We start from the raw sequence: 21,298 nt of genomic DNA, 5'->3' as shown, positions 1-21,298 counted from the left end.
ACCAAACTGCTTACACAAGGTGCGGCAGGCGACAGGCCCGCCACATCGAGATTTCGAGGGGCCTTAGCCCTGCATCGCCAGGCACGCCATGTCGGCGTCCTTGAGGCGGTTGCACATGGTCGTCGCGTCGTCGCGATCGCCGAAACCGACGAAGCGGGCGCGATAGAAAATCTGGCCGTTCTTTTCAAAACGCTCGACATAGGAGCGGAAGTCACCAAGACCGCCGACCTTCGTCGCTGCAGTCGAGAGCATGGCGCGGGCGCTGTCTTCCGATGGGCCGGCGCCGATCTGGACGATCCAGGCACCGGCTTCAAGGCCCGCTGTCTGCACGCTGCCGCTCGTCAGGAGATCGACTGGCTGTTCGGCCGGCGCAGACCCGCCGACATTGGCTGGCGGCTCGAGCGGAGCCGAAGCGCGGGTCGAGCCCAGAGCGGATGGCGGCGCACCGAGATTATACGTGTCGCTCAACCACGCGCCGATAATGTCCTGGCTCGGATAGGCCGGTGTCGGCGCCTGCGTCGGTGCAGCGAGCACGGCCGCGGCCTGCACGGCAGCCTGCTGGCTCACGTCGGCCGGCACAGGCGCGGGCATCGGCACGGCGCTGGCAACGACAACCTGCGGCTGGCCGCCCTGCTGGGCACGCGCCAGTTCTGCAAGGCGGAAGCCGGGCAGGGGCATGGGCATCACGTAAACCGGCTGGGCGGGCTGAGCCACGGCAACCTGCACATTGGAATTGCCCTGACGGCCGGGCTGCGGAACCATGGCCTGCGCCAGATAGTCGCCACGACGACCCTTGGGCAGGTAGGACGCGACGAGCTGGCGGACCTTTTCGTCGCGCGAACCGGCCGAATTAAAGCCGAAGGCGACGACGACGATGTGACGATTGTCCTTGCGGGCCGCGGTCAGAAGGTTCGAGCCAGCCGCATTGATATAGCCGGTCTTGATACCGTCGACCGCGCCCATGTACCCGAGCACCCGATTATGGTTGCCATAGGTCTTGCCGTTGTAGCTGAAGGACTTGGTCTGGAAGAATTCGTAATATTGCGGAAAATGCTGATAGATCGCGATGCCGAGGATGGCCTGGTCGCGCACCGTGGTCACCTGGCCGCCATCGGGCAGGCCCGAGGCATTGCGATAGGTCGTGCTGCGCATGCCCATAGCGCGGGCCGTGGCGGTCATGCGTTCGGCAAATTTGGATTCGCTGCCCGAAATATGTTCGGCGATCACGCGAGCCATGTCATTGGCCGAGAGCGTCACCAGCGACTTGATCGCGTCCTGCACGGCAATGGTGGAACCGGCGCGAAGGCCAAGCTTGGTCGGCACGGCCGAAGCGGCGAACTTCGACACCGTCATCTTGGTGGAAAGGCTGAGATTGCCCGCCTGCAATTCCTGGAAGAGAATGTAGAGCGTCATCACCTTGGTGACGGAGGCGGGATAGCGCCGGCTGTCACCCTGCTCTTCGTAAAGCACTTCGCCCGATTTCGCGTCGACCACGATGCCGGCATATTTGCGCAGGTTTTCGATAGCGTGCGCCGGAGCCGCCAGCTGCAAGCTGAGGCCCAGAACAAGGGCGAATGCGGCGAAGGCGCGACAAAGGGAAACGCGCCAAGGGGTCATGGCCTGAGAGGTCAACCCTGAACTCCAACTTTACTCACCGGGCACAACACGCCCGTACGCAACTGAAACATGGTTTGCAGATCAGCGGCCCCCACCCCGATCGTGCTTCTCATGGGACCATAGGGCCCCGACGTTACGAATCCGTAAAATGCCAACGATTTCCGTTTCAGAGTCTCAATCCCGCCACGCGCCGTTTCCGTTTGCAGCCATTGCGGAAGGGTTTGTCGGAGTTAGGATAATGGCGCTCAACTTTTCGGGAACGTGAGCCCCTTAACAGCGGCGAGATTTTGCTTACATAATGGGTCGACCAGCTGCTTCGCTTTCCTCTGCGGTTACCCCAATCCAATATGACCACTACCACCACTCATCACCTGTCGAACCGTCCCGCCAAAGGCTTCAAGATGCCCCTCGGAAAGCTTGTGGCCGGCCCCAAGGATGATGATGGAGGTCGCAAGGGGGACGGCGATGGTGGCTTCGAGACTGGGACGGTTACCAAAACCCGCCCCAAGACCAAGCGGCCGAACCTCTATCGGGTTCTGCTGCTCAACGACGATTACACGCCGATGGAATTCGTCGTTCTGGTCTTGCAGGACGTCTTCAACAAATCACGTGAAGACGCCATGCAGATCATGCTGCACGTTCACCAGAAGGGGGTCGGTGAGTGCGGCGTATATCCTTACGAGGTCGCCGAGACCAAGGTGACCCGCGTTATGGATACGGCACGCAAGAACCAGCATCCGCTGCAATGCGTGATGGAAAAGCAATAGGAACATCAGATGCCCTCATTCTCCCGCGGACTCGAAAAGGCTCTGCATCAGGCGATGAACCTGGCGCGCGAGCGGAACCATGAGTTCGCCACGCTTGAGCACCTCTTGCTGGCCCTGACCGACGACCGGGAAACGATCGCCGTGCTCAATGGCTGCGATGTCGATGTCGACGCGCTCAAGAGCGATTTGGAAGATTTCATCAACGAGGAATTGGACAGCCTCGTCGTGCAGAATGGCCAGGATGCCCGCCCCACGGCGGCTTTCCAGCGTGTCATTCAGCGCGCCGTTATTCACGTCCAGTCATCCGGCCGCGAAGAAGTGACCGGCGCCAACGTGCTCGTCGCCATCTTCGCCGAACGCGAAAGCCACGCCGCTTATTTCCTCGAACAGCAGGATATGAGCCGCCTCGATGCCGTCAATTTCATCTCCCACGGCATCACCAAGTCCGGTCCCGCCGAGGATCGCAAGGTCCGCGGCTCCGAAGAAGGTGAAGGCAATACCGAAGGCGGCGCCGAGGCCAAGAAGACATCCGCTCTCGCCGATTTCTGCGTCAACCTCAACGAGAAGGCCCGCCAGGGCAAGATCGACCCGCTGATCGGTCGCGACAGCGAGCTGCGTCGCACCATTCAGGTCCTCTGCCGCCGCTCCAAGAACAACCCACTTTATGTGGGCGACGCTGGCGTCGGTAAGACCGCCATTGCCGAAGGCCTTGCCCGCAAGATCATCGAAGGCGATGTGCCCGAAGTGCTCAAGGAAGCGGTCATCTATTCGCTCGATATGGGTTCGCTGCTTGCCGGCACCCGTTATCGCGGCGATTTCGAAGAACGCCTGAAATCGGTGATGAAGGAACTCGAGAAGATGCCGCATGCGGTGCTCTTCATCGACGAAATCCACACCATGATCGGCGCTGGCGCTACGTCCGGCGGCGCGCTCGATGCCTCGAACCTCCTGAAGCCCGCTTTGGCTTCCGGCGCGATCCGCTGCATCGGCTCGACCACCTATAAGGAATATCGTCAGTTCTTTGAAAAGGACCGTGCTCTCGTCCGTCGCTTCCAGAAGATCGACGTCAACGAACCGACCGTTCCCGATGCCATCGAGATCGTCAAAGGCCTGCGCCCTTATTTCGAAGAGTTCCACAAGATCAAGTACACGGACGATGCCCTCAAGGCCGCCGTGGAGTTGAGCGCGCGCTACATCAATGATCGCAAACTGCCCGACAAGGCCATCGACGTGATCGACGAAACCGGCGCCAGTCAAATGCTGGTCCCGGAAGATCAGCGCAAGAAGGTCATCGACGTCGAGGACATCGAAGCCACCATCGCCACGATCGCACGCATCCCGCCAAAATCGGTCTCGAAATCCGATGCCGAACTGCTCTCGGGTCTCGAACAGAGCCTCAAGACGGTCGTCTTCGGTCAGGATGCCGCCATCACGGCCCTGTCTTCCGCGATCAAGCTGGCGCGTGCCGGCCTCCGCGAACCGGAAAAGCCCATCGGCTCCTACCTCTTCACCGGCCCGACCGGCGTGGGTAAGACCGAAGTTGCCAAGCAGTTGGCCGATACCCTCGGCGTCGAACTGCTGCGCTTCGACATGTCCGAATATATGGAGCGTCACACCGTCAGCCGTCTGATCGGTGCTCCTCCAGGCTATGTCGGCTTCGACCAGGGCGGTCTCCTGACCGATGGCGTCGACCAGAACCCGCATTGCGTGGTGCTGCTCGACGAAATCGAAAAGGCCCACCCGGATCTCTACAACATCCTGTTGCAGGTGATGGACCACGGCAAGCTCACCGATCACACCGGCAAGTCGGTCGACTTCCGCAACGTGATCCTGATCATGACGTCCAATGTCGGCGCCGCCGATCTCGCCCGTTCGCCCATCGGCTTCGGCCGCAAGCGCGAGCAGGGGGACGACGAGGATGCGATCAACCGCACCTTCTCGCCCGAGTTCCGCAACCGTCTCGACGCCATCATCTCCTTCGCGCCGCTCCCGCGCGAAGTGGTCCGTCGCGTGGTCGAAAAGTTCGTGCTGCAGCTCGAAGGCCAATTGGCCGAACGCGGCGTCACGATCAACCTGACTCCGGAAGCTGCCGATTGGCTGGCCGAACACGGCTATGACGAACGCATGGGTGCGCGCCCCCTCGGTCGCGTCATCCAGGAACACGTCAAGAAGCCCCTGGCTGACCAGGTGCTCTTCGGCGAACTGGTCAATGGCGGCAACGTCACTGTCGCCGTCGTCGGCGAAGGCTCTGAAGCCAAGCTCGAACTCGTCGCGGTCCCCCCGCGCCCAGCCAAGCCCAAGGCTCTGCCCAAGCCCAAAAAGCCGAAGGCCACGGCCGAAAAGAACTAAGCAAAAAAGGCCGGGAGCAATCCCGGACTTTCTCTTTCTTCACCTCTCCCTTGGGGGGAGAGGTCGGCGCAAAGCGCCGGGTGAGGGGGCCTTACTTTGCTCATCGTCCTACCATCATGCGAAGCCTCTATTCTTCTCCCTCTGGGAGAAGAGCCTGCCCCGGGCTTGACCCGGGGTGGCGCGCAGCGCCGGATGAGGGGGATGCTCCGACGATCACCACACTCACCCCAAATAAATCTTCCAATCCCTCAACGAATAAACCGGCACCACGGGAAAGAGGATCGGCACTTCCCGCACATGCTCCTGAAACGCCGCATCCGCGCCATACCGCTCCGTCTGCTTCAATTCCAGCCGCCGCGCCGACCCCAGCATGATCAACTGGATGCAAACGAACCCCACAATCGCGAGCCCCCAATCAAGCCAACTCGCATAAGCCGAAATCCCCGACACAAAAATCCCGAGCCAGAAAACCATTTCGCCAAAATAATTCGGCGACCGCACCACGCGATAAAGCCCGACATCACAGAATCGGCTTGGATGCTCCGCCTTGAACCGCGACTTCTGCCAGTCCGCCAAACTTTCAATGGCGAGCCCGACCACCGCCACAGCCAGCCCCCAACCAAGCGAGGGCAGGGCCACACCTTCGCCAGCCCGCGAGAGACTGATCAGCGCCGGCGCATACATCGCGACATAAAGCGCCGCCACGCTCACCCAGATGACGATTTTGAGCCAACCGACGATATGCCGGCTGCGCTCCTTCGACGCCTCCAACTCCCGCGCAAAACTCGGCTGCCGCTCCCGCGCGATCAGATGGCTGCTGAGCCGCAGGCCATATGCCAGCAACAGGATCGACTGCGCCCCAAGCCAGAAATCCAGTGTGGCGAGATAAGCCAGCGGAAACAGCAGCGCCTGCGCGGCAATCGAAAACCCATACCCAAGGCTGACGAAATAATCCGTCCGCCGAAACCCCAGCGCCGAAACCGTTAGCGTCAGCGCCAAAGCCAAGATGAGTGCATGAAAAGGATAAGCAGCAAAGGCGCCCATGATCGCAACCTCCAGTCGTAGACGACTGTTACGCTATGCAATCACCGCTGGATTGCTCGAACGCAAGATTCAGCGCATCGCAGCTCTCTATTCTTCTCCCCCTCGGGGAGAAGGTGGCGCGTAGCGCCGGATGAGGGGGATGCCGCCTACCGCTCAAGAACCCCGTAGCCCTTAAACCGCGCCAATCGGCAGCGCCGATACCACTGTGCCCGCCATCTGCCCCGGATCAAACTCCGGCTGCACAATCAGCGCATTGGCCGCCGCCAACGAAGACGTATGCCCGCTATCCGTCTCATTGATTGGCAACAGCCCCGTCACGCCATCCCGTGTCGTCACACGCGCGCGCATAAAATGGCGCCGCGCCGTGTTCTTCGGCGTAGTCCTTAAGAGCGGCAGGTGCAGCGCCTCGACCTCCGGCAATCCCAGCCAATGCCGCAGCGCTGGCTTGATGAAAATCTCGGCCGTCACCATCGCCGAAACAGGATTGCCCGGCAGTCCAAACACCAGTGTTTTGCCGCGCGTCCCAAACATCAGCGGCTTCCCCGGCCGCATGTTGATGCGCCAGAAATCGAGCGTCACCCCATGGTCAACCAGTGCCGCCTGCACCAGATCATGCTCGCCGACGCTCGCCCCACCAGTCGTCACCACCACATCCGGCTCACTGGCAAAAATCCTATCCAGCACCGCATCGAGATTTTCGCGGCTGTCTCGTGCAATCCCGAAATCCGTCACCGTCTCGGCAAAGGGCGACAACGATGCCGCCAGCCCCACACTGTTGGACGCCACAATCTGGTCCGGCCCCAAGACAGTCCCCGGTAACACCAGCTCATCGCCCGTGGCCAACAGCGCAATCTTCGGCCGCCGTGCAACACTGACAGTCCCGGCATTGGCAGCCGCAGCCACAGCCACCTGAAACGCCCCAAGCCGCGTTCCACGCTCCAAAATCGTCCGCCCAACGGCAAAATCATAACCGCGCGGCCTTACACTATGGCCCAGCCGGGCAGGGGCTGTGAACCGAACAAGATCCCCGTTCCGCTCCGCCTCTTCCTGCATAATGACTGTATCGGCACCCTCCGGCACCGGTGCGCCGGTAAAAATCCGCACCGCCTCGCCAGCACCAACACTACCCGCAAAACCGGCCCCGGCCTGCGACATGCCAATCACCTTCAGCCACACGCCCTCAGCGACATCCGCCGCCCGCATGGCATAGCCATCCATGGCGCTGGCATTGAACGGCGGCTGGTCATGGGTCGCAATCACAGGCGCCGCGAGCACACGGCCCGCCGCATCGCCCAGGGCTATAGTCTCTTCAACCACATCCGGCACCCGCGCCAGAATGCGATTCAACGCGTCATCAACCGGAAGCAAGCTCATGAATCTCTTCGATAATCGCCCGACTTGCCGCCGGATTTTTCCACAAGGCAAATGTCTGAAATCACCATGGCCCGGTCGAGCGCCTTGGCCATGTCGTAAAGCGTCAATGCTGTCGTGGTCGCCGCCGTCAGCGCTTCCATCTCGACGCCCGTCTGTCCCGTCGTCTCGGCAACCGTCCGAATGAGAATTGTCGTCTCGGTCTCACCCTCAATCTCAACGCTCACCTTGGTCAGCGGGATCGGATGGCAAAGCGGAATGATATCCGAAGTCTTCTTGGCGCCCATGATCCCGGCAACGCGCGCCACGGCCAGCGCATCGCCCTTCTTGAGCCCACCACCCAAAATAGTCGCAATCGTTTCGGCCTCGCCGCTCAGCCGCGCCTGCGCCACCGCCCGTCGCCGTGTGATCGCCTTCTCGCCGATATCGACGATATGCGCCTCGCCCTTAGCATCGAGATGGGTCAGACGCCGCTCGGCCATCAGCGCACCGTTTCCGGCACACCCTGCAATAGAGCCCGCGTCGCCGCGACCACATCGTCCTGACGCATCAGGCTTTCGCCGACAAGGAAATGGCCAATCCCGGCCCGCTCGTCCAGCATGCGCACATGCTCATGATTGACGATGCCGCTCTCACTGACGAGCGTCACATTGCCTGGCACGCCGGCCGCTAGCGTCACCGACGTTTCGAGTGTCGTCTCAAACGTCCGCAAGTTCCGGTTATTGATGCCGATGAACTTCGCATCGAGCGCCAGCGCCCGATCAAGCTCCAGCTGGTCATGTACTTCCACCAGTGCATCCATGCCCCATTCCGCCGCCGAATCGAGCAGATACCGCGCCACGTCATCATCGACGGCCGCAAGAATGATGAGAATGCAATCTGCCCCCCAGGAGCGCGCTTCCGCCACCTGATAGGTCTCAAACAAAAAGTCTTTTCGCAGCACCGGCAGCCGCGTCGCCGCACGCGCTTCGATCAGATAGCTCGGCGAACCCTGAAAGCTCGGCCTATCCGTCAACACCGAGAGGCACGCCGCCCCAGCCGTCTCATAATCCCGCGCAATCTGCGCCGGATTGAAGTCTGCGCGGATTAGCCCCTTGGACGGGCTCGCCTTTTTCACCTCGGCAATCAGGCCATATTGCCCCTGCGCCCGCTTATCCCTAAGCGCGCGCAAAAACCCGCGCGGCGCCGGCTGGTCATGGGCCTGCGCCACAACCTCGGCCCATGGCCGCATCGACTTCGCCGCCGCGATTTCCTCGCGCTTATAGGCTTCGATCTGCTTGAGAATATCGGTCATGCAACCTGTCCGTTGGAAACGGCCACCAGCTTGGCCAAGGTCTGTTTTGCGGCGCCAGAATCAATCGCCTCGCGGGCAATGGCAACGCCTTGCTTGAGATCATCCGCCTTGTCGGCAACGATCAACGCCGCCGCGGCATTGAGCAGCACGATATCGCGATAAGCGCCCGACGCGCCATCAAAGAGCGCGTGGATCGCCGCAGCGTTTTCGTCCGGCGTGCCACCCAAAATATCCTTGAGCTCATAGCGCCGAAGCCCCGCCTGTTCCGGCGTGATCTCGAAGCTGCGCAGGTCGCCATTGGCAATCTGTGCTACAAAGCTCGGCCCCGTCACCGTGAGCTCATCAAGCCCATCGCTGCCATGCATAACCCAGGCCTTGATCGCCCGGTTGGCCAAAAGCGCAGCCGCCACCGGCTCTACCCATTGCTCGGAATAAACCCCGAGCACATAGCGTCGAACGCTCGCCGGGTTGGATTGCGGCCCCAAAAGATTGAACATCGTCCGCACGCCAAGCTCGGCGCGGGCAGGGCCCACATGCTTCATCGCCGGATGATGCGATGGCGCAAACATGAAACCAATGTTGGCCTGCCGCACGCATTCGCCGATCTGCGCCGGCGTCAGATCCAACTTCACCCCCAGCGCCTCAAGCGCCTGCGATGACCCTGACTTGGACGATAGCGCCCGATTGCCGTGCTTGGCCACCGGCACACCAGCCGCCGCGACCACAAAGGATGCCGCCGTCGAAATATTGAGCGTCCCGATGCCATCGCCACCGGTCCCGACGATATCGATCGCCTCTTCAGGTGCATCGACCGGAACCATCTTCTCGCGCATGATCGAAACCGCTGCGGCAATCTCGCCCACGCTTTCGCCCTTGATGCGCATGCCCATCAGGAACGCGCCGGTCTGCGCCGGCGTCGCCTGACCATCCATGATCAGCCGCATCACCGCGCGCATCTCTTCGCCCGTCAGGTCGCGCCCTTCGGAAATCTTGTGGAGGGCCTGCTTGATATCCATCACGCCGCCCTCTGGCCGTTAAAGTCGCGGGCGATTTTTAGAAAATTCTGCAGCAGCGCATGGCCATTTTCCGATGCGATGCTCTCGGGATGAAACTGGACCCCATGCAGCGGCAGCGTCTTGTGCTGCATCCCCATGATCAGCCCATCATCCGTCGTCGCCGTCACTTCCAGCACATCCGGCAGCGTTTCCGCTTTTACGATCAGCGAATGATAGCGCGTTGCCTCAAAGCCCGCATTCAACCCGCGAAAGATACCCTTGCCTGTGTGGTTGATCTTGCTGGTCTTGCCATGCACCAGATGCGGCGCGCGAATGACATCGCCGCCCAGCGCCTGACCCATGGCCTGATGCCCAAGGCACACGCCCAGCATCGGAATCTGCCCCTTGAACCGGTCGATCACGGCAAGGCAAATGCCCGCCTCGGTCGGCGTGCACGGCCCCGGCGAAAGCACGATCGCCTCCGGCGCCATTGCGGCGATTTCTTCAAGGGTGATCTTGTCATTGCGGCGCACGGTCATTGTGGCGCCGAGCTCGCCCAGGAAGTGGACGAGATTATAGGTAAAGCTGTCGTAGTTATCGATGACGAGGGTTTTGGTCATTTGGGCCTGTCCTCAAGAGTGGTTCTGGTGAAATCGTTCAGAACCAGCCCCGCCATCGCAGAAACTTCACACGCACGTTCACTGTCCCACTCCCGCTTCGCCGGCATAGCGTAGCGCTTCTTCTGCCGCGCTGAAAAGGGCACGCGCCTTGTTCTCGCATTCGAGCTGTTCCAACTCACGCACGCTGTCGGCAACGATCCCGGCTCCCGACTGCACATAGAGCTTGCCGTCTTTCACAATGCCGGTGCGCAAGACGATGCAGGTATCCATGGTGCCATCGGCCCCAAAATACCCCACGCAACCGCCATAAATCCCGCGCCGCGATTTTTCGAGTTCGTCGATGATTTCCATCGCGCGCACCTTTGGCGCACCCGAAACCGTCCCCGCCGGGAACCCGGCAGAAAGCGCATCCACAAAATCATACTGCGGATCGAGCTTGCCCACTACGTTCGAGACGATGTGCATAACGTGGCTATAATATTCGAGGAAGAACTTGTCGGTGACCTTCACCGAACCCGTCTCCGCGACGCGGCCCACATCATTGCGCCCAAGATCGAGCAGCATCAGGTGCTCGGCCAATTCCTTGGGATCGCTCAGCAGCTCCGCCGCCAGTTCCTGATCCCGCGTCGGCGTCGCCCCGCGCTTCCGTGTCCCGGCGATCGGCCGAATGGTCACTTCGCCATTCTGCACCCGCACCAGAATTTCCGGGCTCGACCCCGCCACGGCAAAGTCGCCGAAGTCGAGGAAATACATATAGGGGCTGGGATTGGTCCTGCGCAGCGCCCGATAGAGCGCCGTCGGCGGTAGCGTAAAATCAGCAGAAAACCGCTGGCTCAGCACGACCTGGAAAATATCGCCGGCCGAGATGTAGTCCTTGGCTTGGCGGACCATCTCAAAATACTCGTCGCGCGAGGTGTTGCTGGTGACTTCAATCGCTGCAAGATCGGGCAGGGCGGGGGTCGCGGGCAGCGCCCGGCCAAGCCGGCCAATGGCGTCGTCAATCCGCGCCTCAGCCGCCTCCAGCGCCTGCCGCGCCGAAACCCCGGCTTTCACATAGACCGGCGCCGTCAGATAAAGCTCATCCTTGACCGTGTCGAAAATCGCTAACAGCGACGGCCGCATCAGCACCGCTTCCGGCGTCTTGAGGTCGTCGGGATTAGCGTTCGGCAACACCTCCATGTACCGAACCATCTCATAGCCGAGATAGCCATAAATCCCCGCCGATTGCGGCGGCAGCCCTTCAGGCACAACGATCTGGCTTTCCGCCACCAGCCCGCGCAGCGCATCGAGCGGTTTTTCCGTCATCACCTCAAAAGCACCGGGGTCAAGCTGCGCCTGCCGATTGACCCGCGCCGTGCCGTCTTCCACGCGGACGATGAGGTCCGGCAGCAGCCCGATGATCGAATAGCGCCCGCGCGTCGTCCCGTCCTGCACGCTTTCGAGCAGGAACGAGTGCGTCCGCTCCTGCGCCAGTTTCAGATAGGTCCCGATGGGCGTTTCGAGATCGGCCACGATGCGACGCCAGACGATCTGCGATTTGCCGGCTTCATATTGCTCTGCAAAACGCGTGGAAAAATCGTCGCCCATCGTGGTCCGATCCGTTGGTGTGGTGGTCTCCGGCCGTTGGACTACTGGCCGAAGTTGAGAGTGATCAGCTGCTGCAGCGCCTGCTGGTTGATCTTCAGGCCCGCATCGTCGCGCAGCGCTGCGACGAAATCGCCATAGACCCCGTTCTGCGCTTCCGTCTGCAGGTTGTCGGCCGCAGCGGTTTCAAGCGGTTCGGTCGGCGTCGTGTTGTCGACCACCTCGAAGATCATGAAATCGCCGGAGCTCGAAACCACCGAACCCTTATAGTCCGGCCCACCATTGAATGCGGCTTGCGCTACGACATTGTCGATCGAGCCGTCATCCGAGCCAAAGCGCGAGAAGGGCGGCGAAATCTGCGGGAAGAGGTTGAGACCAGTCGCAACATCGGCAAGCGTCGCGCCGCCGCGCAATTGCGCCACGATTTCTTCGCTCTTGGCCAGCAGCGCATTATTGATGCGCTCGGTGGTCAGCGCCGTCGTCACGGCGTCGCGCACTTCGTCCAGTGTCTGGTCGCGTGCAGCCTGCACTTCGACGAGATCGAAAAACACATGGGCATTGCCGGTGATCGGGATCGATGGCGTCAACTGGCCAGCGGTCGCTTTGAAGATCGCCTGGCTCACCTTGGTCCGGTCTTCCGGCGATACATTGGTCAAAACGTCGAGCTGGTTGCCGCCGCTCGTCACGTCAGCTTCGTAGAGCGGCAGCTTGAACCGTTCGGCGATTTCGCTCAGCGGCCGGAAGGCGGCGCGCAGTTCTTCGACTTGGTCGAGCACGTCGTTGACCTCGGTGCGGGCTTCCGCCGTTGCTAGAGTATTGACGATATCGGCGCGCGCTTCTTCGAGCGTTGGCTGGCGTTCCGCCTCGATCGCCGAAACGTGGATGGCGCGCTTGCCCGCCACACCATCGATAACGGTCACGCCACCCTGCTGCAGCCCAAAGGCCGCATTGGCAAGCGCCGTATCCATCACCTGGGCCTTGGTCAGCGTGCCAAGGCTGGTTGGCGTCACGCCGGCTTCGGTTGTGAGCGTCGCAAAATCCTTGCCCGCCGCGAGCCCGGCTTCAAAGGCGGTCGCCTGATCGGCGGTCAATACGGCCTGCTCGATCGTCCGCTTTTCCGGCGTCGTCAGGCTGGCCTTGATCCGCTCATATTCCGCGGCCACGGCATCGTCGGCGATGGTTTTCGTCGCCGCAAGCGAGGCGATCGAGAGATCGATCATCTGCACCTTGCGCGTTTCGACAGTGCGGAATTCGCTCTGGTGCTCGGTGAGATAGGCGGCCAGTTCCTCTTCGGTCGGCGCTGCCGGCGTTTCGATATTGGCTTCGTTGAGCGTCACATAGTCGATCGTGCGCTGCGTACCGGCATAGTCGTTGATCAGAGTTGCCGCGACATCGGGAAGCGTCTTTGCCGGGAACAGCGTCGAAACGAGCTGTTCGCGCTTGGCTTCGTCGCCCCGCGTCTGGAAATATTCCGATTCCGTCCAGCCGCTGGCCTGCAGCACCTGGTTGAACACGGCTGGATCAAAGTTCCCCAGCGTTCCCTGGAAGGACGGATCCTGGCGCAACATCTGCCCCAGCTTGTCGTCGGAAACACCGAGACCCATCTTATTTGCAAGGCCGGTGAGAGCCTCGCCTTGCGCTAGGTTAAGAATAACGAAGCTCGGCAGCCCCATGGCTTCGGCTTCCGCGCCGGTCGGCACGCGGCCAAGCTGCTGAGCCAAACGGTTCGCCTGGCTCTGGTAGGCGCGGAGAAATTCGCGGGAGGTGATCTCCTGATCCCCAACATGCGCAACGGTATTGCTGCCGAGATCGGTGATGACATTATTGATGCCGAACCCTGCCACGCCGACGAGCAGAAACGCTCCCATGATCTTTCCCGGCCAGGATTTTGCAAAGCCACGCAAACCATCGAGCATTTCGAACGTTCCAGTTTGGGGTCTGAGGCTTTACCGCATGGGTTGCCTGAGACTAGTAAGACATTCCGACTGCCGGGGTTAGGGCAAAGCCCACCTTGGCGCAAGAGGCAGGAGTAGCAAGATTGACGACCATCTCACCGCTAATCGCCGGGAACTGGAAGATGAACGGGCTGTCACAGTCGCTCGATGAGCTGACTGAACTGGCCCAATTGCTCACAACGGGGGAGGCCCCGCGCGCCGTCGTCGTCGTTTGCCCACCCGCAACCATCCTTGCCGCCGTTGCGGCACAGGGCGCTTCGAGCGGCATTATGGCCGGTGGCCAGGATTGTCACGTGGAAGCCTCCGGCGCCCACACGGGCGACATTTCCGCCTATATGCTGGCCGATGCCGGAGCGCAGTTCGTCATCGTTGGCCATTCCGAGCGCCGCGCCAGTCACGCTGAAAACGACGACATCGTCCGCGCCAAGGCGGAAGCTGCGATCGGCGCCGGCCTCAAGCCGATCATCTGCGTCGGTGAGACCGAATCCGAACGCGATGGTGGCTCAGCCGAATCCATCGTCAATCAACAGCTTTCGCGATCGATCCCCGACGCCGCGGAACATCATGAGATCGTCGTTGCCTATGAGCCAGTCTGGGCCATCGGCACTGGCCGTACCCCGACGCTCGAAGAAATCGCCCAGATGCACGCCAATATCCGCGCTCGTCTTGTTGAACGCTTCGGCGAAGAGCGCGGCAACACGCTTCGCATTCTCTATGGCGGCTCGATGAAGCCGCTCAATGCGCGCGAAATCCTCAATGTCGACAACGTCAATGGCGGGCTCATCGGCGGCGCCAGCCTCTTGGCAAAAGACTTTTACACCATTATCTCGTCGGTCTGACCGAACGGCTTAGGTCGTTGCCATGAAAAACATGGCAACGCTCTGGCCTTTGCCGTTTTAGGCGTGTATGACGCCGCATCTTTTATGACTGACGCGAAGACCAAGACCTCATGGCGAACGTCCTTATTGTTGTCTATCTGCTGATCGTTTTGGCCCTTATCGGTGTCATCCTGATCCAGCGCTCCGAAGGTGGTGCGCTCGGTATTGGTGGTGGCGGCGGTGGCGGCCTGATGACGGCGCGTGGCTCGGCCAATCTCTTGACCCGCACCACGGCAATCCTGGCAACGCTTTTCTTCGCCACGGCCATTGGCCTGACCATTCTCAGCGAACTCGATCGCGGCACGTCGAGCATTCTCGATCGGGCGACGACCACCCAAGATGGCACTCAGCCCTCCAACGTTCTCGATGCGCTGAACGCCCTCCAGGGCGACACGACATCGGATCTTCCGGTTCCGGCCGACGCTTCGGCACCTGCGACCTCGACTCCGGCGCCGTCCACCACGACGACGACTCCCGCAGCTCCTGCCGCTACCACGGCACCAGCGGCGACCACTCCGGAATCGACCAGCGATCTGCCTGTTCCGTCCGCTCCGGCAACGACCGAGACGACCGCCCCGGCCGCTTCTTCGGAAACGGCTCCGGCCGCTGCACCAGACGCAGCGCCCGCAGCTTCTCCGGAAGCCGCTCCGGCGACAGAAAATCAACAGCCGGCTCCAACGACCGGCAACTAAGACGCCGCAAGGCAAAGCCGAAAAAGGGGATGGAAACATCCCCTTCTTCTTTTTGTGTGGACCGTTTTGTTCGGCTCCACGAATCGCTCCTTATAGGCTTATGGTGATTGCCCATGGCACGGTACGTATTCATCACCGGAGGCGTGGTTTCCTCCCTTGGCAAAGGTTTGGCTTCAGCGGCGCTCGGCGCAGTGCTGCAGGCGCGCGGCTATAAGGTCCGCCTGAGAAAGCTCGATCCCTATCTCAATGTGGACCCCGGCACGATGTCGCCCACTCAGCACGGCGAGGTCTTCGTGACCGACGACGGCGCCGAGACCGACCTCGACCTTGGCCACTACGAGCGCTTCACGGGCCGCGCGGCCAATAAGCGCGACAATATCACCTCGGGCCGCATCTATTCGGATCTGCTTTCGAAAGAGCGCAAGGGCGAATTCCTCGGCGCTACCGTGCAGGTCATCCCGCACGTTACCGACTCGATCAAAAATTTCGTCCTCGATGGCAATGAGGACTACGATTTCGTCCTCGTCGAAATCGGCGGCACCGTCGGCGATATCGAAGGCCTCCCATTCTTCGAAGCCATCCGCCAGCTCGGCAACGACCTGCCGCGCAACCACACCTGCTACCTTCACCTCACCCTGATGCCCTACATTCCCTCGGCCGGTGAGCTGAAGACCAAGCCGACCCAGCACTCCGTCAAGGAGCTCCGCTCCATCGGCATCGCCCCAGACGTCCTGCTCGTCCGCTGCGATCGTCCGATTCCCGAAGGAGAAAAGAAAAAGCTCTCGCTCTTCTGCAACGTGCGCGAATCCGCCGTCATCCAGGGCCTCGACGTCGCTTCGATCTACGATGTGCCCGTCGCCTATCACCATGAAGGCCTCGACCGCGAAATCCTCGCCGCCCTCGGCATCACCGACGCGCCGGAGCCTGATATGTCGGCATGGGACGAAGTCTCCCGTCGCTATCACAACCCCGAAGGCGAAGTGAACATCGCCATCGTCGGCAAATATACCGGCCTCAAGGACGCCTATAAGTCGCTCTCGGAAGCCCTGACCCATGGCGGCATTGCCAACAAGGTCAAGGTCAACCTCCAATGGATCGATTCTGAAGTCTTCGAGCGCGACGACCCGGCGCCATACCTCGAACACGTCCACGGCATTCTCGTGCCCGGCGGCTTCGGCGAGCGCGGCTCTGCCGGCAAGATCGAGGCGGCCCGCTTCGCCCGCGTCAAGGACGTGCCCTATTTCGGCATTTGCTTCGGCATGCAGATGGCCTGCATCGAGGCCGCCCGCAACACCGCCGGCATCAAGAACGCTTCCTCCACCGAGTTCGGCGCCACGAAGGAGCCGATCGTCGGCATGATGACCGAATGGGTCAAGGGCAACGACACCGAAACCCGCGACAGCTCCGGCAATCTCGGCGGCACCCTGCGCCTCGGCGCCTATCCCGCCCAGCTCACCCGCGGCTCCCGCGTCGCTGACATCTACGGCTCCACCCGGATCTCCGAGCGCCATCGTCACCGCTACGAGGTGAACATGGACTACCGGAAACTCCTCGAAAAGAACGGCCTCCTGTTCTCCGGCGTCTCGCCCGATGGCAAGCTACCCGAAATCGTCGAACGCACCGATCACCCATGGTTCATCGGCGTGCAGTTCCACCCCGAACTGAAATCCAAACCCTTCGAACCGCATCCGCTGTTCACGAGCTTCATCTCGGCAGCGATGGAACAGAGTCGCTTGGTCTGATGACCGGGCAGGGGCCAGAGCACCGCTTGGCCACCTACGGCACCTTGAGCCCGGGCGAATCCAACTTCGCCCAGCTCGCCGACCTTCAAGGCACCTGGACCCGCGGCACCGTCCGCGGCCACCGCCTCCCCTCAGGCACCGGTCCTGCCGAAGGCTACCCCGTCTTCCGCGCCGATCCTTCCGGCCCCGAAGTCCCGGTCCACCTCCTCTATAGCCCCGATCTCCCCACCCACTGGTCCCGCCTCGACGCCTTCGAAGGCGAAGGCTATCGTCGCGCTGTCATTGAGGTCCAAACGCCAGACGGCCTCGTCCTCGCCAACATCTACCTCGCCGCTTGAGCGGTTAAAGCGTGGGGCCGCGCGGATGATTTTAACTACATCGCGACCAGATCTAACTCTCCGGCAGCTGACGCCTGTCGACGCAGCAATGCTGTACGATCTTATCCATTCGAACCACACGCATCTCACCGCCCATGGCGACTACAGTGCCCAAGTGGCTTCGAGCATAGAAGCAATCGCGGCGGAACTATCCACTGGTGATCAGAGCACTCGCTTCGGCATATTTCACGACGCCGCGCTGATCGGCCGCGTCGACCTCGTCGCAGTCGAACTGCCGCGATACTGCCTCGGCTATTGGCTTTCGGCGTCACACACTGGCCAAGGCTTCGCGACTGCTGCCGTCCAAGCGGCGATAGAATACGCCTTCAACCAATCCGCCGCGAAGGATATATTTGCTGGCGTTACCCACGGCAACGACCGCAGCGTCGCCCTCCTGCGCCGCCTCGGGTTCGACGCCATTAAGCAGTTCGAAACCTACACACGGTTTCATCTTGCCAAGCAGTGAATGGAGATTTGTCGCCATGGCCGAAATCATCAATCTCCGCAGTGCCCGCAAGGCGAAGGCCCGCACCGAAAAAGAAGCGGCGGCCGAAGCCAACCGCATCAAATTCGGCCGCACCAAAGCCGAAAAGCAAAAGTTAGCCGCCGAAAAGTCCTTGGCTGATAAAAAACTCGATAGCCACAAGCGCGACGACTGATTTCCTTCGCCCCGCTCACACCGGCAGCAAGCTCCCTGTCGTTATCACCCGCAAATCCACCGCCGGCATAAATTCCTCCTCTGCCGTCACTTCGCGCCCAAACCCTAGTCGCGTCGCGATCTCGCGCCAGCTCCGATTGTCCATCGCCTTGCTGTCCCCATAGGTCTGTCCCGGGGCGGGGACGCCGTTGGCATAGCCATAAGCATAATCTGCGACGATCTCGCCGCCGACCGTCACCCCGATATCCGCGCCGATAAAAAGCGGTGTCTTAAAATCGCCGCCGATCAGCAGCGCTGAATCCTCCCGCGCTGCAAACACCCAATCCTCGACGATCAGGTCGCCCGTCACGATGATGATGCTCGCCCAGTCATTGATCAGCGTCTTGCAGCGCAGATCGCCAAAGACGATCAGCGTCGCATTGCCATCGGCATCCTCGCCGCCCTGCGTCGATACCAGCCCCTCGACCACGAGATCGCCATCCACCGCCGTGATCAGGCTTTCGGGTCGAAACTCGCCATCGATCCGCAAATCACCAGCGTGAAATCCCGCGGCGATATCATCGAGCGGCATGCCAGCAGGCGTCAGTTCAAACCGGCCGACATAGTCGCCGAGCCCTGCCGGCAAAGTCGCGATCCCCCGCTTTATCCGCTCCAGCCACTCTCCCGCCGAGACTGCTACCAATGCCATGATGACGCTCCTCCGAAACTGGCGAACCGTCCCCAGTAAAAGCGACTTTTTAGCGACTGATCAGAGGCTTAGGCCTGTGGCTGCGAGGCCTCCACTTCATCCTCGTCCCGCACCGCCCCAATAATCTCCGCCAAGAGCGTATGCAGCGCATCTCGGTGCCCGTTCCCGGCGGATGGCGAATTTTCGTCCGAGGTCATCACCACGGTGAGGTCCAGGCTCGGCACGATATAGAGCATCTGCCCACCATAGCCCCAAGCATAGCGCACATCCTCGCCGCCGATCTCGCGCAGAAACCATCCATAGCCATAGCCGTCCCCGGTAAACCGCGAATTTGTCCGCTCCGTCCAAGATTGCTCCACCCACTCGGCGCTCAAAACCCGGCTGCCGTCGGGTGCCAGCCCACCCGTCCGATAGACCTCGCCAAAGGCGAGCAGGCTCCGCGGGCTCATCGCCATCTGATTGCCGCCGAGATAAATCCCCTGCGGATCCCGCTCCCAGCCGCCAATCCCAAAATCATCCACCGCGCCAAACCACTCGCGCGCCAGCGCCAAGCTCGATTCGCCGCTTGCCTTGGTCAGGATGGCGGAAAGCAGATGCGTCGATCCCGTCGAATAGAGCATTCGCCCGCCCGGATCGGTCTCGAAGGGCTGGTCCAGCGCCTCGCGCACCCAGTTCCGGCTCGCCACCCAGCGCCCGTAATTCGGCCCCGACGTCGGCGCCAAGCCCGCCTGCATCGACAGCAAATTACCCACCGTCACGTCATTGAGCCGCGGATCGGCATCCTCGGGAAAATCATCGCTGAGAAAATCCGATATTTTCTGATCGACGCCGTCGATCAAACCCTTGTCGATCGCGATTCCCACAAGCGCCGACACCACGGTTTTCGACGCCGATTTGATATTGGTCGGCTCGTCCACCGTATGCCCGGCATAGCCGCGCTCGGCGATGATCTTGCCATCCACCGCCACCATCACCGTTTCCAACGGCTCCAGCGTTTCGGCATTCTCAAGGATGGGAGCGAGGTCCACCTCCTGCGGTAAGGCAGAGAGTGGCAGAAGGAAAACGGCGGCGAGAAGGGCAGGGCGAATAAGCGTCATGCAGCACTGATCACCGCCACATGAGGCAAAATTTGGGGAAGGCGCCGGGAATTACCCCACGTCCCCGTGATGGAGCAGGCAAAATCCCTTGCGCCCAACCGTACCCTACGGTACTCCGCCGTCAACGAGCGAAGGCGCGGCCGTTGCGGGATGGAGGCGCGCTGGCTTAAAACCAGATCAAAGAACACTCCGGATTGCCATGACCATAGATATGCAAACATCCCCGGCCGCCCAGCCGCGGAACTCCGCCCGCCGCGTCCTCGCCGCGAGCATGATCGGCACCACGATCGAATTTTTCGACTTTTATATCTATGCGACTGCCGCGGTGATCGTGTTCCCGCAGCTCTTCTTCCCCTCGGGCGACGCCAATTCGGCGCTCCTCTCCTCGCTCGCGACCTTCGCCATCGCCTTCCTCGCCCGACCGATCGGTGCCGCTTTCTTCGGCCATTTCGGGGATAAGGTCGGCCGCAAGGCAACGCTCGTCGCCGCGCTCCTGACCATGGGTATTTCGACGGTCCTGATCGGCGTTCTGCCCACTTATGGCCAGATCGGCATTTTGGCGCCGCTGCTGCTCGCGCTTTGCCGCTTGGGGCAGGGGCTTGGTCTCGGCGGCGAATGGGGCGGCGCAGTTCTCCTTGCCACTGAAAACGCCCCCGAAGGCAAGCGTGCCTGGTATGGCATGTTCCCGCAATTGGGCGCGCCGGTGGGCTTCTTCTTCGCCACCACCATTTTCCTCGTCCTCGCCCACTTCCTTGGCGATGATGCCTTCATGGCCTGGGGCTGGCGCGTGCCGTTCCTCGCCAGCGCCGTGCTGGTCATTTTCGGCCTCTTCATTCGCCTGAAAATCACCGAGACGCCCGAATTCGCCAAAGCCGTCGAAAAGTCCGAGCGCGTCGAAGTTCCGTTCTTCGATGTCATCAGCTCGCATAAGGTCAGCCTCGCCCTCGGCACCATGGCGGCCCTCGCCACCTTCGTGCTGTTTTATATCATGACGGTGTTTTCGCTGAGCTACGGCACAGGCACGCTCAAATATAGCCGCGAAGAATTCCTCATCCTGCAGATGGTGGGCGTGCTCTTTTTTGGCGCGTTCATCCCTCTGTCCGCGGTGCTTGCCGATCGCTTCGGCATGCGCCCGGTCATGATCGGCGTTTCCATCGGCATCGCCGTATTCGGCCTCATCCTCGCCCCGCTCCTCGGCTCGGGCAATGTCTATGGCGTCCTCGGCTTCCTCTGCATCGGCTTTGCGCTGATGGGCATGACCTACGGCCCCCTCGGCACTGCGCTCGCCGCGCCATTCCCCACCGCCGTCCGCTATACCGGCGCTTCGCTCACCTTCAACCTCGGCGGCATTTTCGGCGCCAGCTTTGCGCCCTACATCGCCTCCTACCTCGCCACCACCTACGGCCTCCACACCGTCGGCTACTACATGATCCTCGCCGCCGTGATCACCCTCGTCGCCTTCGGCTTCATCCGCCAGACCTCGGAGTAAGCGGTACTCGGGGCTCTCCCACCCACAGGATGTCACCCCGGCGCAGGCCGGGGCCCATCTCCCGCAGTGCGAGAGCCCCGA

20 protein-coding genes are annotated in these 21,298 nt (G+C 61.4%); 9 read left to right on the top strand and 11 right to left on the bottom strand.

Annotated elements, in window-relative coordinates:
• Window positions 1-63: 63 nt before the first annotated feature.
• Complete coding sequence (locus tag DevBK_RS06115) at window positions 64-1,632, bottom strand: serine hydrolase (protein ID WP_317184818.1); 1,569 nt, start codon at window positions 1,630-1,632, stop codon at window positions 64-66.
• 386 nt (window positions 1,633-2,018) lie between these two features.
• Here DevBK_RS06115 and clpS point away from each other — a divergent pair, with 386 nt between their 5' ends.
• Window positions 2,019-2,384: an ATP-dependent Clp protease adapter ClpS gene (gene clpS / locus DevBK_RS06110; RefSeq protein WP_061906765.1), complete on the top strand. Its 366-nt coding sequence runs from the start codon at window positions 2,019-2,021 to the stop codon at window positions 2,382-2,384.
• Between the two features lie 9 nt (window positions 2,385-2,393).
• Window positions 2,394-4,733: an ATP-dependent Clp protease ATP-binding subunit ClpA gene (clpA, locus tag DevBK_RS06105; protein WP_082461258.1), complete on the top strand. Its 2,340-nt coding sequence runs from the start codon at window positions 2,394-2,396 to the stop codon at window positions 4,731-4,733.
• A 222-nt stretch (window positions 4,734-4,955) separates the two neighbouring features.
• Here clpA and DevBK_RS06100 read toward each other — a convergent pair whose 3' ends face one another.
• From DevBK_RS06100 to DevBK_RS06065, 8 genes are all read right to left on the bottom strand, one after another.
• Complete coding sequence (locus tag DevBK_RS06100; protein ID WP_317184817.1) at window positions 4,956-5,777, bottom strand: DUF1295 domain-containing protein; 822 nt, start codon at window positions 5,775-5,777, stop codon at window positions 4,956-4,958.
• 171 nt (window positions 5,778-5,948) lie between these two features.
• The gene (gene glp, locus DevBK_RS06095) at window positions 5,949-7,151 is read right to left on the bottom strand and encodes a gephyrin-like molybdotransferase Glp (RefSeq protein ID WP_317184816.1); all 1,203 of its coding nucleotides are present in this window, start codon (window positions 7,149-7,151) and stop codon (window positions 5,949-5,951) included.
• A complete protein-coding gene (gene moaC, locus DevBK_RS06090) occupies window positions 7,148-7,630 on the bottom strand; it encodes a cyclic pyranopterin monophosphate synthase MoaC (protein WP_317184815.1) in 483 nt (160 codons plus the stop codon). Before moaC ends, glp begins: the two co-directional genes overlap by 4 nt.
• A complete protein-coding gene (gene trpC / locus DevBK_RS06085; protein ID WP_317184814.1) occupies window positions 7,630-8,442 on the bottom strand; it encodes an indole-3-glycerol phosphate synthase TrpC in 813 nt (270 codons plus the stop codon). Before trpC ends, moaC begins: the two co-directional genes overlap by 1 nt.
• Window positions 8,439-9,461, bottom strand: a complete 1,023-nt coding sequence (trpD, locus tag DevBK_RS06080) for an anthranilate phosphoribosyltransferase (RefSeq protein ID WP_317184813.1) — start codon at window positions 9,459-9,461, stop codon at window positions 8,439-8,441. The genes trpC and trpD overlap by 4 nt, the downstream gene beginning before the upstream one ends.
• On the bottom strand, window positions 9,458-10,057 hold the full coding sequence (locus DevBK_RS06075; protein WP_061906759.1) for an anthranilate synthase component II: 600 nt from the start codon (window positions 10,055-10,057) through the stop codon (window positions 9,458-9,460). The genes trpD and DevBK_RS06075 overlap by 4 nt, the downstream gene beginning before the upstream one ends.
• 78 nt (window positions 10,058-10,135) lie before the next feature.
• Window positions 10,136-11,644, bottom strand: coding sequence for an anthranilate synthase component I (gene trpE, locus DevBK_RS06070; protein ID WP_317184812.1), 1,509 nt, complete (start codon window positions 11,642-11,644; stop codon window positions 10,136-10,138).
• A gap of 41 nt (window positions 11,645-11,685) precedes the next feature.
• The gene (locus tag DevBK_RS06065) at window positions 11,686-13,557 is read right to left on the bottom strand and encodes a SurA N-terminal domain-containing protein (protein WP_317184811.1); all 1,872 of its coding nucleotides are present in this window, start codon (window positions 13,555-13,557) and stop codon (window positions 11,686-11,688) included.
• 122 nt (window positions 13,558-13,679) lie between these two features.
• Between DevBK_RS06065 and tpiA the strand changes: the two genes are divergently transcribed.
• From tpiA to DevBK_RS06035, 6 genes are all read left to right on the top strand, one after another.
• Window positions 13,680-14,435 (top strand): triose-phosphate isomerase, encoded by a 756-nt coding sequence (gene tpiA / locus DevBK_RS06060; protein WP_317184810.1) that lies wholly within the window; start codon window positions 13,680-13,682, stop codon window positions 14,433-14,435.
• A 110-nt stretch (window positions 14,436-14,545) separates the two neighbouring features.
• A complete protein-coding gene (secG, locus tag DevBK_RS06055) occupies window positions 14,546-15,166 on the top strand; it encodes a preprotein translocase subunit SecG (protein WP_317184809.1) in 621 nt (206 codons plus the stop codon).
• A gap of 113 nt (window positions 15,167-15,279) precedes the next feature.
• Window positions 15,280-16,908 carry a CTP synthase gene (locus tag DevBK_RS06050; protein WP_317184808.1) on the top strand — a complete coding sequence of 543 codons (1,629 nt, stop codon included), beginning with the start codon at window positions 15,280-15,282 and terminating at the stop codon, window positions 16,906-16,908.
• 26 nt (window positions 16,909-16,934) lie between these two features.
• Window positions 16,935-17,246 (top strand): gamma-glutamylcyclotransferase family protein, encoded by a 312-nt coding sequence (locus tag DevBK_RS06045; RefSeq protein WP_317184807.1) that lies wholly within the window; start codon window positions 16,935-16,937, stop codon window positions 17,244-17,246.
• 25 nt (window positions 17,247-17,271) lie between these two features.
• A complete protein-coding gene (locus DevBK_RS06040; protein ID WP_317184806.1) occupies window positions 17,272-17,751 on the top strand; it encodes a GNAT family N-acetyltransferase in 480 nt (159 codons plus the stop codon).
• 16 nt (window positions 17,752-17,767) lie between these two features.
• The gene (locus DevBK_RS06035) at window positions 17,768-17,944 is read left to right on the top strand and encodes a DUF4169 family protein (protein WP_317184805.1); all 177 of its coding nucleotides are present in this window, start codon (window positions 17,768-17,770) and stop codon (window positions 17,942-17,944) included.
• Window positions 17,945-17,959: 15 nt separating this feature from the next.
• Here DevBK_RS06035 and DevBK_RS06030 read toward each other — a convergent pair whose 3' ends face one another.
• A complete protein-coding gene (locus DevBK_RS06030) occupies window positions 17,960-18,631 on the bottom strand; it encodes a hypothetical protein (RefSeq protein ID WP_317184804.1) in 672 nt (223 codons plus the stop codon).
• Window positions 18,632-18,699: 68 nt separating this feature from the next.
• Entirely contained in the window at window positions 18,700-19,728 is a 1,029-nt protein-coding gene (locus DevBK_RS06025; RefSeq protein ID WP_317184803.1) for a serine hydrolase, read from the bottom strand.
• Window positions 19,729-19,939: 211 nt separating this feature from the next.
• On the opposite strand from DevBK_RS06025, the gene DevBK_RS06020 reads away from it, so the two are divergent.
• Window positions 19,940-21,217, top strand: a complete 1,278-nt coding sequence (locus tag DevBK_RS06020; RefSeq protein ID WP_410494042.1) for an MFS transporter — start codon at window positions 19,940-19,942, stop codon at window positions 21,215-21,217.
• The last annotated feature ends 81 nt before the right edge of the window (window positions 21,218-21,298 follow it).

It is taken from the genome of Devosia sp. BK (genome assembly GCF_032907385.1).
Taxonomy (GTDB): Bacteria; Pseudomonadota; Alphaproteobacteria; order Rhizobiales; family Devosiaceae; genus Devosia.
This window is presented reverse-complemented; position numbering and strand designations above follow the sequence as displayed.

Excerpts from the sequence above, each read along its gene's own strand:
- clpS (WP_061906765.1), top strand. The coding sequence starts at position 2,019 with ATGCCCCTCGGAAAGCTTGTGGCCGGCCCCAAGGATGATGATGGAGGT.
- clpA (WP_082461258.1), top strand. The coding sequence starts at position 2,394 with ATGCCCTCATTCTCCCGCGGACTCGAAAAGGCTCTGCATCAGGCGATG.
- DevBK_RS06100 (WP_317184817.1), bottom strand. The coding sequence starts at position 5,777 with ATGGGCGCCTTTGCTGCTTATCCTTTTCATGCACTCATCTTGGCTTTG.
- glp (WP_317184816.1), bottom strand. The coding sequence starts at position 7,151 with ATGAGCTTGCTTCCGGTTGATGACGCGTTGAATCGCATTCTGGCGCGG.
- moaC (WP_317184815.1), bottom strand. The coding sequence starts at position 7,630 with ATGGCCGAGCGGCGTCTGACCCATCTCGATGCTAAGGGCGAGGCGCAT.
- trpC (WP_317184814.1), bottom strand. The coding sequence starts at position 8,442 with ATGACCGATATTCTCAAGCAGATCGAAGCCTATAAGCGCGAGGAAATC.
- DevBK_RS06075 (WP_061906759.1), bottom strand. The coding sequence starts at position 10,057 with ATGACCAAAACCCTCGTCATCGATAACTACGACAGCTTTACCTATAAT.
- trpE (WP_317184812.1), bottom strand. The coding sequence starts at position 11,644 with ATGGGCGACGATTTTTCCACGCGTTTTGCAGAGCAATATGAAGCCGGC.
- DevBK_RS06065 (WP_317184811.1), bottom strand. The coding sequence starts at position 13,557 with ATGCTCGATGGTTTGCGTGGCTTTGCAAAATCCTGGCCGGGAAAGATC.
- secG (WP_317184809.1), top strand. The coding sequence starts at position 14,546 with ATGGCGAACGTCCTTATTGTTGTCTATCTGCTGATCGTTTTGGCCCTT.
- DevBK_RS06050 (WP_317184808.1), top strand. The coding sequence starts at position 15,280 with ATGGCACGGTACGTATTCATCACCGGAGGCGTGGTTTCCTCCCTTGGC.
- DevBK_RS06040 (WP_317184806.1), top strand. The coding sequence starts at position 17,272 with ATGATTTTAACTACATCGCGACCAGATCTAACTCTCCGGCAGCTGACG.
- DevBK_RS06035 (WP_317184805.1), top strand. The coding sequence starts at position 17,768 with ATGGCCGAAATCATCAATCTCCGCAGTGCCCGCAAGGCGAAGGCCCGC.
- DevBK_RS06030 (WP_317184804.1), bottom strand. The coding sequence starts at position 18,631 with ATGGCATTGGTAGCAGTCTCGGCGGGAGAGTGGCTGGAGCGGATAAAG.
- DevBK_RS06025 (WP_317184803.1), bottom strand. The coding sequence starts at position 19,728 with ATGACGCTTATTCGCCCTGCCCTTCTCGCCGCCGTTTTCCTTCTGCCA.
- DevBK_RS06020 (WP_410494042.1), top strand. The coding sequence starts at position 19,940 with ATGCAAACATCCCCGGCCGCCCAGCCGCGGAACTCCGCCCGCCGCGTC.